Below are 15,563 nucleotides of genomic sequence, written 5' to 3'. Positions count from 1 at the left end.
GCGCATATCGCGCGCGGCCCGCTCTGCTTGACGGCCCCAGCAGCGACCGCAATACCGCACGCATTACCGCACGTAACACACCCGCTACGATGTGCCGTCCGCGCAATCTGCTGTCCCGCCGCAAGGCCGGATGCCGGGCGGCCGGCGGTTTCAGAACCGCATCAATGTCGCGAGCCTGACGCTCGCGGCCACTGGAAACAGCTCATCATGTCCGACGTCCCGCTCGTCTCGAACCCGCCTGGCGGCGCTGCGCAGCAGCAAGCGCCCAGCCCGGCAGGGGACATCATTTTCGGCGGCCTCGCACGCGGCGCCGCCATCGTCACCTTGTTGCTGCTCGGCGGCATCATCGTTTCGCTGATCGTCGCTTCGATGCCGACGATCCACAAGTTCGGTCTCTCATTCCTCTGGACGGCCGACTGGGATCCCCCCAGCGACCAGTTCGGCGCGCTCGTGCCCATCTACGGCACGATCGCCACCTCGCTCATCGCGCTCATCATCGCCGTGCCCGTGAGCTTCGGCATCGCGCTCTTTCTGACCGAGCTCTCGCCCGCGTGGCTGCGCCGTCCGCTCGGTATCGCGATCGAGCTGCTCGCCGCGATTCCGTCGATCGTCTACGGCATGTGGGGCTTGCTCGTGTTCGCGCCGATCTTTGCGCAGTACTTCGAGAAGCCGATCGGCCAGTTGCTCGGCGGCATGCCGATCATCGGCGCGCTGTTCCAGGGCCCGCCGATCGGCATCGGCATCCTGTGCGCGGGCGTGATTCTCGCCATCATGATCATTCCGTACATCGCCTCGGTCATGCGCGACGTGTTCGAAGTCACGCCCGTGCTGCTCAAGGAGTCGGCCTACGGCATCGGTTGCACGACCTGGGAAGTCATGTGGAAGATCGTGCTGCCGTTCACCAAGACCGGCGTGATCGGCGGCGTGATGCTGGGTCTTGGCCGCGCGCTCGGCGAGACCATGGCCGTCACGTTCGTGATCGGCAATACGAACCTGCTCGACAACGTCTCGCTTTTCTCGCCCGGCAACAGCATCACCTCGGCGCTCGCCAACGAGTTCGCCGAAGCGGGCCCCGGTTTGCACACCGCCGCGCTGATGGAGCTCGGCCTCATTCTGTTCGTGATCACGTTTATCGTGCTTGCCATCTCGAAGCTGCTTTTGCTGCGCCTCGAAAAGTCGGAGGGTGCGCGATGAGCGAACCGATGATGAAAATCCCGGGCGCCATCTATGGCCCCGAACTGCAAAAGATGCGCGGCAAGCTGCAGGATCGCCGCCGCGTGGTCAACGCGATCGCGCTGACGTGCTCGCTCGCCGCGATGGCCTTCGGCATTATCTGGCTCGTGTGGATTCTCTACACGACGCTCTCGCTCGGCATCGGCGGCCTTTCGGTGCAGCTGTTCACCCAGTCGACGCCGCCGCCGAACACCGATGGCGGCGGTCTCGCCAACGCGATCGTCGGCAGCTTGCTGCTGGTTGGCATCGCGACGGCCGTGGGCACGCCGATCGGCATTCTCGCGGGCGTCTATCTCGCCGAATACGGCCAGAAGGGCTGGCTCGCGAGCGTGACGCGCTTCATCAACGACATTCTGCTGTCGGCGCCGTCGATCGTCGTGGGCCTGTTCGTCTATGCGCTCGTGGTCGCGAAGATGGGTCATTTCAGCGGCTGGGCGGGCGCCATTTCGCTCGCGCTGCTGCAGATCCCGATCGTGATCCGCACGACCGAGAACATGCTCAAGCTGGTGCCGAACAATCTGCGCGAAGCGGCTTTCGCGCTCGGCACGCCGAAGTGGAAGATGGTGCTCTCGATCACGCTCAAGGCGTCGATCGCGGGCATCGTGACGGGCGTGCTGCTCGCGATCGCGCGCATTGCCGGCGAGACCGCGCCGCTGCTCTTCACGGCGCTGTCCAACCAGTTCTTCAGCGCCGACATGAATCAGCCGATAGCGAACCTGCCGGTCACGATCTACAAGTTTGCGATGAGCCCGTTCGCGCAGTGGCAATCGCTCGCCTGGGCCGGCGTTTTCCTGATCACGCTGGGCGTGCTGGGTCTGAATATCCTTGCGCGCACCATCTTTTCGAAAAAGTAAGGGCGGAGTCATCCGATGAATATGGCAGAGAGTCACCTCAACACTACGTCGCCTTCGGGCCTCGACCCCGCCCAGGGCAACCGCGGCATCATGGCGGGCACGCCGAAGATCGAAGTCAAGGATCTGAACTTCTTCTACGGCAAGTATCACGCGCTCAAGAACATCAACCTGCAGATTCCCGAAGGCAAGGTGACGGCGTTCATCGGCCCGTCGGGCTGCGGCAAGTCCACGCTCCTGCGCACGTTCAACAAGATGTACGCGCTCTATCCGGAGCAGCGCGCCGAAGGCGAAATCCTGATGGACGGCGAGAACCTGCTCACTTACAGCCGCGATATTTCGCTGCTGCGTGCGCGCGTGGGCATGGTGTTCCAGAAGCCGACGCCGTTCCCGATGTCGATCTACGACAACATCGCCTTCGGCGTGAAGATGTTCGAGAAGCTCTCGCGCCCCGAGATGGACGACCGCGTGGAATGGGCGCTCACCAAGGCCGCGCTCTGGAACGAAGTGAAGGACAAGCTCGGCCAGAGCGGCTACGGTCTTTCGGGCGGCCAGCAGCAGCGTCTGTGCATCGCGCGCGGCATTGCGATCCGTCCTGAAGTGCTGCTGCTCGACGAGCCGTGCTCGGCGCTCGACCCGATCTCGACGGGCCGCATCGAAGAGCTGATCGCGGAGCTCAAGAGCGACTACACGGTCGTGATCGTCACGCATAACATGCAACAGGCCGCGCGCTGCTCGGACTACACTGCGTACATGTATCTCGGCGAGCTGATCGAGTTCGGCGACACCGAGAAGATCTTCATCAAGCCGGTCCGCAAGGAAACCGAAGACTACATCACGGGCCGCTTCGGCTGATCCGTTTGATGACACATTAAGCGGAAGAAGGGAGAAACGACATGTCCGACAAGCATCTGTCCAGCCAGTTCGATGCCGACCTGAACCTGATTTCGTCGAAGGTGCTCGAAATGGGCGGCCTCGTGGAATCGCAGATCATCACGGCGATGCAGGCCCTGAACGAGTTCGACAGCGAAGCCGCCGAGCGCGTGATCGCCGCCGAGGACCGCCTCAACACGATGGAAGTCGAAATCGATGAGGAGTGCAGCAATATCATCGCGCGCCGCCAGCCGGCCGCGCGCGACCTGCGCCTCGTGCTCGCGATCTCGAAGACCATCACGAACCTCGAGCGCGCCGGCGACGAGGCCGAGAAGATCGCCAAGCGCACCAGGCGCTTGATGGAAGACGGCGCCTCGCGCACGGTCAACATCGCCGAGATCAAGGTCTCGGGCGAGATGGCCGTCTCGATCCTGCGCCGCGCGCTCGATGCGTTCGCGCGTCTCGATACCGTGGCCGCCGCGCAGATCGTGCGCGACGACAAGGCCATCGACGAGGAATTCCGCGCCTTCGTGCGCAAGCTCGTGAGCTACATGATGGAGGACCCGCGCACGATCTCGGCCGGGCTCGACTATCTGTTCATTGCGAAGGCGATCGAGCGTATCGGCGACCACGCGAAGAACATCGCCGAGTTCATCATCTACATCGTGAAGGGCACCGACGTGCGGCACAAGTCGCGCGACGCGCTCGAACGCGAAGCGCTCAGTTAATAGCGCATTCAACTGTATCAACAGGTCTTAAGGTCAAGAGGTGCCGATGCCCAGCAGCATTCTCGTCATCGAAGACGAGCCCGCCATTTCCGAGCTGATTTCCGTGAACCTGCAGCACGCGGGTCATTGCCCGATCCGTGCCTACAACGCCGAGCAGGCGCAGAGCCTGATCAGCGACGTGCTGCCCGATCTCATCCTGCTCGACTGGATGCTGCCGGGGAAATCGGGCGTGAATTTCGCGCGCGATCTGCGTAACAACGAGCGCACGAAGCACATTCCGATCATCATGCTGACCGCGCGCGGCGACGAGCAGGACAAGGTGCTCGGTCTCGAGATCGGCGCCGACGATTACGTGACGAAGCCGTTCTCGCCGAAGGAGCTGATGGCGCGCATCAAGGCGGTCCTGCGCCGCCGCGCGCCGCAGCTCACGGAAGACGTGGTCGCGATCAACGGCCTCAAGCTCGATCCGGCCACGCACCGGGTGGCCGCTCACGCGGAAGGCTCCGAGATCAAGCTCGATCTCGGCCCGACCGAGTTCCGTCTGCTGCACTTTTTCATGACCCACCCCGAGCGCGTGCATAGCCGCACGCAACTGCTCGATCAGGTGTGGGGCGATCACGTGTTCGTGGAAGAGCGTACCGTGGACGTGCATATCAAGCGCCTGCGCGCCGCGCTCAAGCCGGCAGGGTGCGATGCTATGATCGAAACGGTGCGCGGCAGCGGCTATCGTCTCGCGAAGAGCGCCTGAATCTTGTTTGCAGCACGGCTGTAATACGCCGGCGCGGCGTTTCACGCGGCGCCGGCGCTCCGAATCCGCAGCGCCCCCGGTCCGGACCGTCATTCTCTTCGATCGCAGGAACATGAATATCATCTGGGTGCGCGCCCTCGTATCGATCATCCTGCTCGCGCTCCTCTGCGCGGGCATAGGCGCGATCTTCGGCATCAAGATCGCGCTTTCCGTAGCGGTCGTCGCGCTGATCGGCCAAATGCTGTTCAGCACCTTCCACAAGCAGCGTCTCTGGCATTTGCTCGAAGCGCCCGTCTACGGCGAAGTGCCGAGCGCCCCCGGCGTCTGGGGCGAAATCTACTACCGGCTGCACAAGCTCGCGAAGCGCTGGCACGCCCAGGTGCGCCAGGTGGAGCAGCAGCACTCGCGCTTCATTCAGGCGATCCAGGCGTCGCCCAACGGCGTGGCCATGCTCGACGACCGCGACCAGATCGAGTGGTGCAACGCCATCGCCGAGCTGCATTTCGGCGTCGACGCAAAGCGCGACCTGCGCCAGCACATCACTCATCTCGTGCGTCAGCCCGACTTCGTGCGCTACCTCAATTCGCACGACTACAAGGACATGCTGATCATGCGCGGCATGGGCGCGAAGCGACAGAACGTGCTTTCGGTGCAGGTGTTTCCGTACGGCGAGAACCGCAAGCTCGTGCTCTCGCAGGACATCACCGAGCTCGAGCGCACCGACGCCATGCGGCGCGACTTCGTCGCCAACGTCTCGCACGAATTGAAGACGCCGCTCACCGTGCTCTCGGGATTCCTCGAGACGATGCGCGAGCTGCCGCTCTCCGAGGACGAGCGCGTGCGCTACTTCGATCTGATGGAGCAGCAGGCCGCGCGCATGCGCCATATCGTGACCGACCTGCTCGTGCTGGCCAAGCTCGAAGGCGAGGCGCGCCAGCCCGGCGATCAGATGATCGACATGCGCGCCGTGCTCGGTCACGTGCGCGAGGACGCGGAAAGCCTCTCGGGCGGTCACCATCGCATCACGGCGGACTTCGACGACGGCCTGAGCGTGACTGGTTCGGAGGCCGAAATATTGAGCGCGCTCGGCAATCTCGCGACCAACGCGGTGCGCTACACGCCCGAAGGCGGCGCGGTGCATCTGGAATGGCGCGCCGAGGGCGGCCAGGCGGTGTTCTCGGTGACGGATAGCGGCTACGGCATTCCGGCCAGCGACATTCCGCGGCTCACAGAGCGCTTTTATCGCGTGGACCGCAGCCGCTCGCGCGACACCGGTGGCACGGGCCTGGGTCTCGCGATCGTCAAGCACGTGCTGCAACGCCATGACGCCGCACTCGAAGTGAAGAGCGAGGAAGGGCGGGGCAGTACCTTCACGGTGCGCTTTCCGGCCGCGCGCACGACGCGCCGGCAACCGGCGCCGGCGTGAAGTACATCGATCGGGCGCCGCGCGCGTTGCTCAGGTTTGCAGAATAAAAAATGCCGCTTCATTTGAAGCGGCATTTTTTTATCGTGGCTCGCGTGCGCTGTGCATCACGAACAGAACTTTGCCAGCAGACTCATTTGCGCATTGCGCACGGCCTTGCCGGCGCGACGGCGGCGGTAATGGCCATCGCTTTGCATGAGCCATGCGCACTGGTTGTCGCCGATGAACGTCGACAAACCTTCGGCGATCACGCGCCGCTTGAGGCGCCGGTCGTGGATCGGGAACGCCACCTCGACGCGGCGGAACAGGTTGCGGTCCATCCAGTCGGCGCTCGACAGATAGACGTGCTCCGCGCCGCCCGCGTAAAAGTAGTAGATGCGGTGATGCTCGAGGAAGCGCCCGACGATCGAGCGCACCGTGATGTTCTCCGAGAGCCCCGGCACGCCCGGCTGCAGCGAGCACACGCCGCGGATGATCAGGTCGATCTTCACGCCCGCCTGCGATGCTTCGTAGAGCTCATCGATCACCGTGGGCTCGAGAAGCGCGTTCATCTTCGCGACGATGCGCGCCTTCTTGCCGGCGCGCGCGGCGTCGGCTTCGGCGCGGATCGCCTCGACGAGGCGCGGATGCAGCGTGAACGGCGACTGCCACATCTCGTGCAACTGGAGCTCGCCACCGATGCCCGTGAGCTGCTGGAACACGTGGTGGACGTCCTCGCACATCTTCGACTCGGAGGTCATGAGGCCGAAGTCGGTGTAGAGGCGCGCCGTGCGCGGATGATAGTTGCCGGTGCCAAGGTGCACGTAGCGGCGCAGGACCATGCGGCCGTTCACGGGCGTGCGGCGCACGATCAGCATCATCTTGGCGTGGCACTTGTGGCCCACCACGCCATAGACCACGTGCGCGCCCACGGCTTCGAGCTGCGCGGCCCAGTTGATGTTGGTTTCCTCGTCGAAGCGCGCGAGCAGCTCCACCACGACGGTCACTTCCTTGCCGTTGCGCGCGGCCTGCATGAGCGCGTCCATGAGCGGCGAGTCGGTGCCGGTGCGGTAGATGGTCTGCTTGATCGCGACCACGTTCGGGTCGTTGGCCGCTTGCAGCAGCAATTCGAGCACGGGCTGGAAGCTTTCGTACGGATGATGCAGCAGCACGTCGCCCTGATCGATCACGTCGAACATGTTGCTGTTCGCCGCGATGCGCTGCGCAATGGCGGGCACGTGCGGCACGAACTTGAGGTCGGGTCGATCGACCATCTCGGGCAGTTGCATGAGGCGCACGAGATTCACGGGACCGTCGACGTAATAGCAGTCTTTCTCGTTCAGCCCGCTCTCGTCGAGCAGACGCCTGACGAGATGCACCGGCGTTTCCGCCGAGACTTCGAGCCGCACCGCATTGCCCAGATGGCGCGCGGGCAATTCGCCCTGGAGCGCCACGCGCAGATTGGTGATTTCGTCTTCGTCGACGAAGAGCTCGCTATTGCGCGTAATGCGGAACTGATTGCAACTGCGCACCACGAGGCTCGGAAACAGCTCGCCCACGAAGCGCTGCAGGAGCGAGCCGAGCAGCACGAAGCCGTGCTGGAAGCCCGAGAGCTCCTGCGGCATGCGCACGAGGCGCGGCAGCGCGCGCGGCGCCTGCACGATGCCCATGACGGCCTGGCGGCCGAAGGCATCCTTGCCTTCGAGCTCGACGACGAAGTTCAGGCTCTTGTTGAGCACGCGCGGGAACGGGTGCGCGGGATCGAGCCCGATCGGCGTGAGCACGGGCAGCAGTTCGTCGAGGAAATACTTGCGCGCCCATGCGGTTTGCGCTTCGTTCCAGGCTTCGGTGCCGTGAAAATAGATGCCTTCCGCTTCGAGCGCCGGCAGCACGGTGTCGTGCAGCATGGCGTACTGGCGATGCACGAGGCGTTGCGCGCGCTCGACCACGAGGTCGTAGACGTGCTGCAGCGACATGCCGTCGGGCGAGAGCGCGCCCGGGTTGTCGCGCATCTGCTCCTGGAGCCCGGCCATGCGGACTTCGAAGAATTCGTCGAGGTTGCTGCTGGTGATGCAGATGAAGCGCAGACGCTCCAGCAAGGGAACGGCGGGGTCGGCGGCCTGTGCAAGCACACGCTCGTTGAATCCCAGGATGCCCAGTTCGCGATTGAGTAAGGGATAGCGGATGGACATTGGTATAGAAAACGGAATTCCAGGGGATGATTCGAACGGATGCTCGGAAAGTCTCACAGTTTTGTGACTTTATTGTGAAATTTGGTGTGTCACAAATTTTACGCCCGATTTTCACGTATTCGACACCTTGCGCGGCAAAGATGCAGCCTGGGTCAGGGCGTCCCCTGCAAGGCGCCGCCGAAACCGACGCGAGGAGCGACATGGGGAAGTCGGGTACGCTTAAAATGACATATTTAGATAGCGCGGCGGCCGCCCAGCGAGACCGGATGGCCGCGCGCGCACGTATGGAGCCCGCCCCCTCGATGGTCACCAATCCGCAACTGCTTGCCGCCGTCGATCTCGGTTCGAACAGCTTTCGCCTGATCGTCGGCCGCGTCGAGGAAACCGACGCCGGCAGCCAGATCTACCCCGTCGACGCCCTGCGCGAGTCCGTGCGTCTTGCCGCCGGCCTCTCGAAGGAGAAGATGCTCGACCGCGCCTCGCAGGTGCGTGGCTGGGACGCGCTCAAGCGCTTCGGCGAACGCCTGCGCGACTTCCACCCCGATCACGTGCGCGCCGTGGCCACCAACACGCTGCGCGTGGCCAAGAATGCGCGCGAGTTTCTTGGCGAAGCGGAACGGGCGCTCGGCTTCCCGATCGAGGTGATCGCGGGCCGCGAAGAAGCGCGCCTCATCTATGCGGGTGCCGCGCACTCGGTGCCGGCGAGCGCGGGCAAGCGCTTCGTGGTGGATATCGGCGGCGGCTCGACCGAGTTCATCATCGGCGCGCACTACACGCCGATCCGCATGGAAAGCCTCTATATCGGCTGCGTGAGCCATAGCCGCCAGTTCTTCCCGGCCGGCAACGTCGACGAATACACCATGCGCCAGGCCGAACTGGCCGCCACGCGCGAGATCCAGATCATTTCCGCCGACTATCGCAAGACCGGCTGGGACCAGGCGATCGGCTCCTCGGGCACGGCGCGCGCGCTCGCCGAGCTCGTCGAGGCCAACGGCTTCAACGACCCGGGCGTGACGCACGGTATCTCGCGCGGTGGGCTCGAACGCCTCAAGCGCGCGCTCATCAAGGCCGAGAACGTCAACCGCCTGAAGCTCGTCGCGCTCAAGCCCGACCGCATCCCGGTGCTCGCGGGCGGCCTCTCGATCATGATCGCCGTGTTCGACGAGCTGGGCATCGACTACGTCGACACTACCGACGGCGCGCTGCGCCTGGGCGTGCTCTACGACCTGCTCGGCCGCTCGCAGCACGAGGACATGCGTACCGTCACCGTGGAAGGCTTCATGCGCCGCTATGGCGTGGACCGCTCGCAGGCGGCCCGCATCGGCGAGCTCGCGGTGGGCTTCTACGATCAGCTCGAAGAGCCCGACGAGGAGCGTCGCGAGGAAAACCGCATGTTCCTGGGCTGGGCGGCGTCGCTGCACGAGATCGGCTTGTCGATTTCGCACAGCGCGTATCACAAGCATTCGGCCTATATCGCCAGCAACGCCGACATGCCCGGCTTCTCGCGCACTGATCAGGCGCGCCTGGCCGCGCTCGTGCTCGGCCACGTGGGCAAGCTCGGCAAGCTCTCGCAGGCGCGCGACGTGGAATGGCCGCTGCTGTTCTGCCTGCGCCTCGCGGGGCTCCTGAGCCGCCGCCGCGCCGACGTCGGCCTGCCCGTGATCAAGGTGATGCAGGAAGGCAACGGCTATGAAGTGCTGCTGCCGAACGCGTGGGTGCAGAACAATCCGCTCACCGACTACAACCTCGTCCAGGAAGCGGCGGAGTGGGGCAAGGTCGGGATTCCTTATCGCGTGGTCTACACCGACGAAGCGTGATGGCTGTCTGAGCGGCGTGTTCCGCTCGAAGCGCGCAAGCAACAACGCCCGGTCTGCTGAACCGGGCGTTGTGCTTTGGGGCATCCGCTTAAGCGTGCGCGATGCGGTGGGTTCGACGCGGCGCGTTCGATGCGCTTATCGCGCGGCGGCCTCGCCGAGGAAGTGACGCGCGTAGCGCTCGTTGATGTCCGAAAGACGGAACAGCGTGAGGAAGTCCGCGCAGTTGAAGTCGGGGTCCCAGGCCGGCGCGCCGCAGATCTTCGCGCCAAGGCGCAGATAGCCCTTGATGAGCGGCGGCGGCACCGCGGATGCGCCCGTGCGCAGCTCCTCGACGGGCAGCGCCGTGTGCGGGAACGCGCGGTACTCGGGCGCCGTGAGGGCGTTTGCGCCGAGCGAGGCATAGAGATTGGCGGCGTAGTGGCCGCCGTCGACCATCGCGACGCTCGCGCAGCCGAGCATCGTCTCGTAGCCGTTGTGGGTCATGTAGGCGCCGAGGCCGCCCCACAGCGACATGATGACCGAGCCGCTGCGGTAGTCGGGATGCACGCACGAGCGGCCCACTTCGACCATCTTGGGGCGCAGGTGCGCGAGGCGCGAGACGTCGAATTCGCTCTCGGCGTAGAGGCGGCCGATGCGCGCGGCCTGATGCGGCGGCAGCACGCGATAGGTGCCGACGACCTTGAGCGTATCGAGGTCGCGCACGAGCAGGTGATCGCACCAGGCGTCGAAGGCGTCGACGTCGAGGCCCGCCGGGCCCGCGAGACGCGCGCCCATTTCCTCGGCGAATACGCGGTAGCGCAGGCGCTGCGCTTCGCGCAGCTCTTCGTCGCTGCGAGCCCAGGCCACCTGCAGGCGATGCTGCGCGGTGACCGTTTCTTCGGCGCGCGGCAGGTGCCGGTGCGACTCGAAGAGGCTCGAGGCGAACGGCAGGGAGGGCGTCGGCAGATCTCGCATGGGGCGTCCTGATCGGAAGGTTGGAAACTTTCCGGCAATTTAGTAAGACGCGGTTACGGTTCCATGAAAACGCAATGACGATTCGATGACGGGCTGTAAGGCGGAGGTAGGGAAGGGGCGTGCGGGAGGGGTGTTTTGCGTGCTGCGCCCATGCCGCGCGGTGCAGCACGGCATGGCACGGCGGACTCGTGAACGGTGGCGCGCAGGCCGATGCGAACGCGCGGATGCGGCGGCGCTAGACGAGATCGGGCGTGATGGCGGCGAGCAGGACAGCTTCGCCGTCGCCGTTGCGCTCGCGGCTCTTGATCCAGAAGACGCCGGCCTTCTTCAGGGCCCAGCTGCGGCGGTCTTCTTCATCCGAGAGCAGGCGCGCGGCCACTTCGCCGAGCGTCGGCTGATGGCCGATCACGACGACGGTGGACGCCGTGCCCTCGGGCCAGCCCGCTGCGGCGAGCACGTCGTCGACGCTCGCATTGGGCGCGAGCTCGCGCACGACGCGGTATTGGTCGGTGAGCGCCTCGGCGGTCTGGATCGTGCGCGCGGCGGGGCTCGCGAGGATCACGGCGTCGTCGGGCAGGCGCGCGCGCAGCCAGCGCGCGACGCTCTGCGCCTGCTTGCGTCCGCGCGTGGTGAGCTGGCGGGCGAGATCGCTCGCGGCGCTGTCTTCGGCTTCGGCGTGGCGCCAGAGGATGAGGTTCATGGGGCGTTTCTCTTGAGGGGGGATGGGGACGGTGATTGTTCCGTACCGTACGGCATTCCCCCATGGTGCACGCCCGTTGGGGAGGCGGCAAGACAGGTGCGGAAATGAGAAAGGGGTGACAAGCCAATGGCTTGTGCCAGGAACGCCGTGCGCGACGACGGGCATTGAGGCGGTTTTCAGGTGCGCGAGCGGCGGCGGCAGCATGCACGATGCGCGGGAGACAACCGTCTCGCCAGCCGCTTGGTGTCTGCGCCCGCCAGTATGACAGCCCTACAAGCGCTGCGCTTGCGACTTTGGTATTTCTGGCCATCCCCATTTTCGTCTTTATCTGATATCACATCGTCCCGACCTTGCGGATAATCGACCAGAGGTTTGTGTATCCGACTGGACTATGTGTAAGCCCGAGGGCGTGGAGGGCGCACTCGCGCAAGGTTTCGCCTGCGGGAATCTACAAGTAGAAAACAGTAGAGGTGTGAATGGCTATCTACTATGCAGCGGTTGAAGGTGATCCGCTTGACAGCGGCGAAGGTGGCTACATTTATGGGACCAAGAAAACCATTGGGACCATCGAGGATGAAAACGGCAAGCCCCGTAATATGGTGTTCATCGGGGATGAGGGCTATTGTGCGAAGTGCGGTAGTATTGGCGTTATTACTTATGGTGCGAGGTTAAATGAGCGCAGGCGCATGGTTGACCTTGTTAACGGAGGTCGACTCCAAGCCGTCGGTGGTGACATTGTTCTGTGCAAGTGTGCCACGCCGCCGCAGATCATTTCGGCTTATGGGTGCAAGTTCAAAATAGTGGATGGCGGCGGCGCGACACCCAGCGGTATCGCCAGAAGCGCAACGGACGTGATATCACCCGCGCCGCAGAAACCCGAGGAGCCCCGCCATGTTCGCTGGTTCTTTGTATGGGACGCAGCTACCGGAGAACCGCTTCGTAATCGCAATTATGTGGCGGACGTTGGCGGCGTCAGGCAGTCCGGAAAAACGGACGGGGATGGTTACGTGAAGATTGAAACCGACGGTGAGCAATCGGTTGATATCCATACCGTGTTTTCATCGCCAAGGCGAATGCTGAAACCTTACCAAGGCGCCTGATAGTGACAGACTACACGATTGACCACTGGACCACCGCGCAAACTGCGGTGGATAGCAGCAAAAAGGATGCGATTGTAATCCGGGTTGATGACAGGGCAGCGACGCGCCAGGCCATCATTACCCAATTAAAGCGGAAGGGCTATCCACTTATCGAGCGATCAAGCTGGCACGCACAACCGCCCCATCCCGGTATGCGCGAGAGCCATTGGGACTATCAGGATATTGTTATCCATCACGCCGGCCGCAGCTATTCTTGTGGTGCGCCTTCTATTGAGGAAATGCGACGCGTACAGGCGGAGGATATGGGTCGAAGCCCGCCTTTCAATGACGCGGGATATCACTACGCTATTTCGTGCCAAGGCGAAATATACGAAGCTCGTGATATCAGATTTACTGGTGAGCACGTGGATAAAGGCAATACGGGGAAGGTCGGAATTGTATTTTTAGCGAATTTGGTTCAAGTTGGGGAGGCATATGATCAGGAATATAAAAGTCTATCCCTGGTTGATAAATTGAAAAAGCTGAGAGACATTGCAACTGACCAGGTTGTTGCTGATCACGATAGGCCAACTCCATATCAAATTAGAGCGACGGAGATTCTCTGTGAAACCTTAAAGGAGTTTTTTGATATTACCCATATGGGCGGTCATAGAGAGTATCAAATGTTGAGCAGCGGTAAAGGCCGAGCATGTCCTGGGAATCTCGGTATGAACGTTGTGCAATTGCTTCGAACTCGACTTGCACTATCTCCTCCGGGGGAATGAAATAGATAAGCCCATGGAATCATTAATTATGTAAAGGCGTGCGCCAAGGCGTGATTGCAGTATTTCACAATGCTTCTGTCTTGACGTGCCTATGGGAGCAGCCGTCGCGCCTGCCTTCTTTTCTATATATTCAAACCAGCGCCAGTCACCATCAACAGTCCAATCTAGGCGGACTGGATCGCTCCATATATCCCCTCGTTCCGTAGAGAAGTAATTTTCCTCAATATAGTTAAACCAATCATCGGTACAGGGCGTGGCAGTCGGCGCTGCGGGGATACGTGTTGTAATTGTGAGATAGCTGATCAAGAGAGAAGCTGTGGCTCCAATTAACGCCTTATATCGTGTTTGCACGGTTTTATTCCAAAGTAAATTGATGATGATACTGTAACATGGTGCTCATGGTTTTTTTGGCGTTTGGCTTGCCGCATCAATTACTTTTTGCCCCTATTGGGATTACGGGCAAACTCCACAATTCCCACCGATATTTTGAGATGCTGTTCGACGGTTCCGAGCACGTCCATGGTATTCCGGCCCAGCCGATCCAGTTTGGTTACGACGAGGATGTCTCCCTCATCAAGCCGGTCTAGCAGTTTGGCGAACCCGGGGCGTTCGGCAGCCGGAATGCTCCCGGAGATGGTTTCCTCGACGGTATGGCGTGGCAGAACGATAAACCCGGCCGTACGGGCTTCCAGCAGTTGATTTTCGGTCGTTTGCTCCGCGGTGGAGACGCGGGCGTAGAGGAACATGCGAGACATGGGCGACCCCGGTAATTTGACGTGGTAGCCCAAGATGTCAGGTAATCAATTGGTTTACAAGTTTTTCTACCGCTAGCACACCAGCTTTCAGGATAGTAATAATACGGTCGGTTGATTGCCAAGACGAGCGGCAGATAGCTATTGTGAAATTGCATGACTTGGCAAAGTCGAATCCCGAAGTTGTTCGCTCATTGGTTGTGGTAAATTCCGCTCGAATTGAAGTGCCCAACCTGAGGGGGCAAACATGACTGCCACGTGGGCTTTCGCAGTGTCGGTGCTTGCACTGTTCGTTTCAGCAGGCACCGCTTGGTTAACACTCATCCGCCGGGGGACGGTGGAGATGACACGACCAACCCAAATCTTCTTTGGCGCGGATAGTTCTCGCTGGGGTGATCTTATGGTATCGCCAAAGATATACTTGCGAGCCCTGTTATTCGCCACGTCCAAACGAGGTCGGGTCGTCGAAAACATTCACGTGACAGTTACTCACGACGGCACGCAACAGGCGTTCAGTATCTGGGTGTATGGCGCACGGGAAAATCTGGTGCGCGGTAGCGGTCTATTCGTGGGTGAAACTGGTGTCGAAGCCAATCATCACTTTTTGCTGCCACCAGATGCAAGCATATTTAAGTTTGCTGCTGGTCTGTACAGGATCGATGTAATTGCGCACGTGCTGCGGGACAGACAACAGAAGTTGCTGTTCTCCGACGTAGTTGAGGTCACTCCAGAAGACGCGCGGGAAATGCGTGAACATGGTGCAGGGTTGTACTTCGATTGGGAGCCCAGTTCGTCGCGCTACATAAGTCACATCGAGCAACGTCCCGAACGGCCCAAGCCGTGGAATATAGAAACTTTTGCACGCCACGATAACTGACGGGCGATAACCATTTGGAACGGGGAGCGAGATGGGAATCATCAATGCGGTTACCTTGGCATCCGTTCTCGCTGCACTGGCATCCGGGATATTCGCCTTGGTTGGCGTCGTCGTAACCTCGGTCTTGGCGAAAGGACGCGAACACGAAACCGAATGGCGGAAGACCCGACTGGAACATTATCAAGAGTATACATGGGTGCACTTTCTGGCATGGTGTCGGGTCGGGCAACGCCCGCCGCACAGGAGCGATATGCGGATGCCGTCAACCGCCTAACGCTGGTCGCACCGCCCGCGGTCTTGAAGGCCGTGTATGCGTTCCAAGACGAGATTTCGTATCGAAATACCCATAAAAGCGATAAAGCTCACGACCGGCTTCTCAGCGTTGTCATTCACGCCATGCGCAACGACGTTCAGCCGCGCAAGATGGCCGACAGGGAGCCCGCGCCTTTTCGACTTCTGGATGTACCACCGCCAACGGCCTATCAGCAGAAACGACAGGATTGAGTTGGTGTCTGCCCCTCGCTTCCCCGCCCATCGCGATCCAGTCGCGCGACGAGGATCGTGCAATCGAA

14 protein-coding genes and 1 pseudogene are annotated in these 15,563 nt (G+C 61.9%); 11 read left to right on the top strand and 4 right to left on the bottom strand.

All coding sequences use genetic code 11. From position 1 onward, the window contains the following. The first annotated feature begins 207 nt into the window (after window positions 1-207). The 6 genes from pstC to phoR all read left to right on the top strand — a co-directional run bounded on the left by pstC (window position 208) and on the right by phoR (window position 5,859). Window positions 208-1,194, top strand: a complete 987-nt coding sequence (pstC, locus tag U5775_RS02340) for a phosphate ABC transporter permease PstC (RefSeq protein ID WP_322056529.1) — start codon at window positions 208-210, stop codon at window positions 1,192-1,194. A gap of 8 nt (window positions 1,195-1,202) precedes the next feature. After that, window positions 1,203-2,087, top strand: a complete 885-nt coding sequence (gene pstA, locus U5775_RS02335; RefSeq protein WP_415913506.1) for a phosphate ABC transporter permease PstA — start codon at window positions 1,203-1,205, stop codon at window positions 2,085-2,087. A gap of 90 nt (window positions 2,088-2,177) precedes the next feature. Next, the gene (gene pstB, locus U5775_RS02330; protein WP_415913505.1) at window positions 2,178-2,939 is read left to right on the top strand and encodes a phosphate ABC transporter ATP-binding protein PstB; all 762 of its coding nucleotides are present in this window, start codon (window positions 2,178-2,180) and stop codon (window positions 2,937-2,939) included. Between the two features lie 41 nt (window positions 2,940-2,980). After that, a complete protein-coding gene (phoU, locus tag U5775_RS02325) occupies window positions 2,981-3,685 on the top strand; it encodes a phosphate signaling complex protein PhoU (protein WP_322056526.1) in 705 nt (234 codons plus the stop codon). A gap of 46 nt (window positions 3,686-3,731) precedes the next feature. Then, window positions 3,732-4,433, top strand: a complete 702-nt coding sequence (gene phoB / locus U5775_RS02320) for a phosphate regulon transcriptional regulator PhoB (protein WP_322056525.1) — start codon at window positions 3,732-3,734, stop codon at window positions 4,431-4,433. 112 nt (window positions 4,434-4,545) lie between these two features. Next, the gene (gene phoR, locus U5775_RS02315; RefSeq protein ID WP_322056524.1) at window positions 4,546-5,859 is read left to right on the top strand and encodes a phosphate regulon sensor histidine kinase PhoR; all 1,314 of its coding nucleotides are present in this window, start codon (window positions 4,546-4,548) and stop codon (window positions 5,857-5,859) included. 104 nt (window positions 5,860-5,963) lie between these two features. On the opposite strand, the gene ppk1 is transcribed toward phoR, so the two are convergent. Beyond that, on the bottom strand, window positions 5,964-8,027 hold the full coding sequence (gene ppk1, locus U5775_RS02310; protein ID WP_322056523.1) for a polyphosphate kinase 1: 2,064 nt from the start codon (window positions 8,025-8,027) through the stop codon (window positions 5,964-5,966). Window positions 8,028-8,251: 224 nt separating this feature from the next. On the opposite strand from ppk1, the gene ppx reads away from it, so the two are divergent. Further along, window positions 8,252-9,844 (top strand): exopolyphosphatase, encoded by a 1,593-nt coding sequence (ppx, locus tag U5775_RS02305; RefSeq protein ID WP_322056522.1) that lies wholly within the window; start codon window positions 8,252-8,254, stop codon window positions 9,842-9,844. Window positions 9,845-9,979: 135 nt separating this feature from the next. On the opposite strand, the gene U5775_RS02300 is transcribed toward ppx, so the two are convergent. Both U5775_RS02300 and sixA read right to left on the bottom strand, forming a co-directional pair. Next, window positions 9,980-10,798, bottom strand: a complete 819-nt coding sequence (locus U5775_RS02300; RefSeq protein ID WP_322056521.1) for a GNAT family N-acetyltransferase — start codon at window positions 10,796-10,798, stop codon at window positions 9,980-9,982. A 235-nt stretch (window positions 10,799-11,033) separates the two neighbouring features. After that, a complete protein-coding gene (sixA, locus tag U5775_RS02295) occupies window positions 11,034-11,498 on the bottom strand; it encodes a phosphohistidine phosphatase SixA (RefSeq protein ID WP_322056520.1) in 465 nt (154 codons plus the stop codon). Between the two features lie 476 nt (window positions 11,499-11,974). On the opposite strand from sixA, the gene U5775_RS02290 reads away from it, so the two are divergent. After that, a complete protein-coding gene (locus tag U5775_RS02290) occupies window positions 11,975-12,598 on the top strand; it encodes a hypothetical protein (RefSeq protein WP_322056519.1) in 624 nt (207 codons plus the stop codon). A gap of 2 nt (window positions 12,599-12,600) precedes the next feature. Continuing rightward, window positions 12,601-13,362 (top strand): peptidoglycan recognition family protein, encoded by a 762-nt coding sequence (locus tag U5775_RS02285; protein ID WP_322056518.1) that lies wholly within the window; start codon window positions 12,601-12,603, stop codon window positions 13,360-13,362. Between the two features lie 470 nt (window positions 13,363-13,832). On the opposite strand, the pseudogene U5775_RS02280 reads toward U5775_RS02285, so the two are convergent. Then, a pseudogene (locus U5775_RS02280) lies at window positions 13,833-14,117 on the bottom strand (recombinase family protein); the annotation flags it as partial. 244 nt (window positions 14,118-14,361) lie between these two features. Between U5775_RS02280 and U5775_RS02275 the strand changes: the two are divergent. Both U5775_RS02275 and U5775_RS02270 read left to right on the top strand, forming a co-directional pair. After that, window positions 14,362-14,991, top strand: a complete 630-nt coding sequence (locus tag U5775_RS02275) for a hypothetical protein (protein ID WP_322056517.1) — start codon at window positions 14,362-14,364, stop codon at window positions 14,989-14,991. Window positions 14,992-15,183: 192 nt separating this feature from the next. Beyond that, complete coding sequence (locus U5775_RS02270) at window positions 15,184-15,495, top strand: hypothetical protein (protein ID WP_322056516.1); 312 nt, start codon at window positions 15,184-15,186, stop codon at window positions 15,493-15,495. The last annotated feature ends 68 nt before the right edge of the window (window positions 15,496-15,563 follow it).

Origin of the sequence: Paraburkholderia sp. J63, from assembly GCF_905220245.1 — a bacterium.
GTDB lineage: Bacteria > Pseudomonadota > Gammaproteobacteria > Burkholderiales > Burkholderiaceae > Paraburkholderia.
The sequence above is the reverse complement of the archived record's forward strand: the minus strand, read 5'-3'. Positions and strand labels throughout refer to the sequence as shown.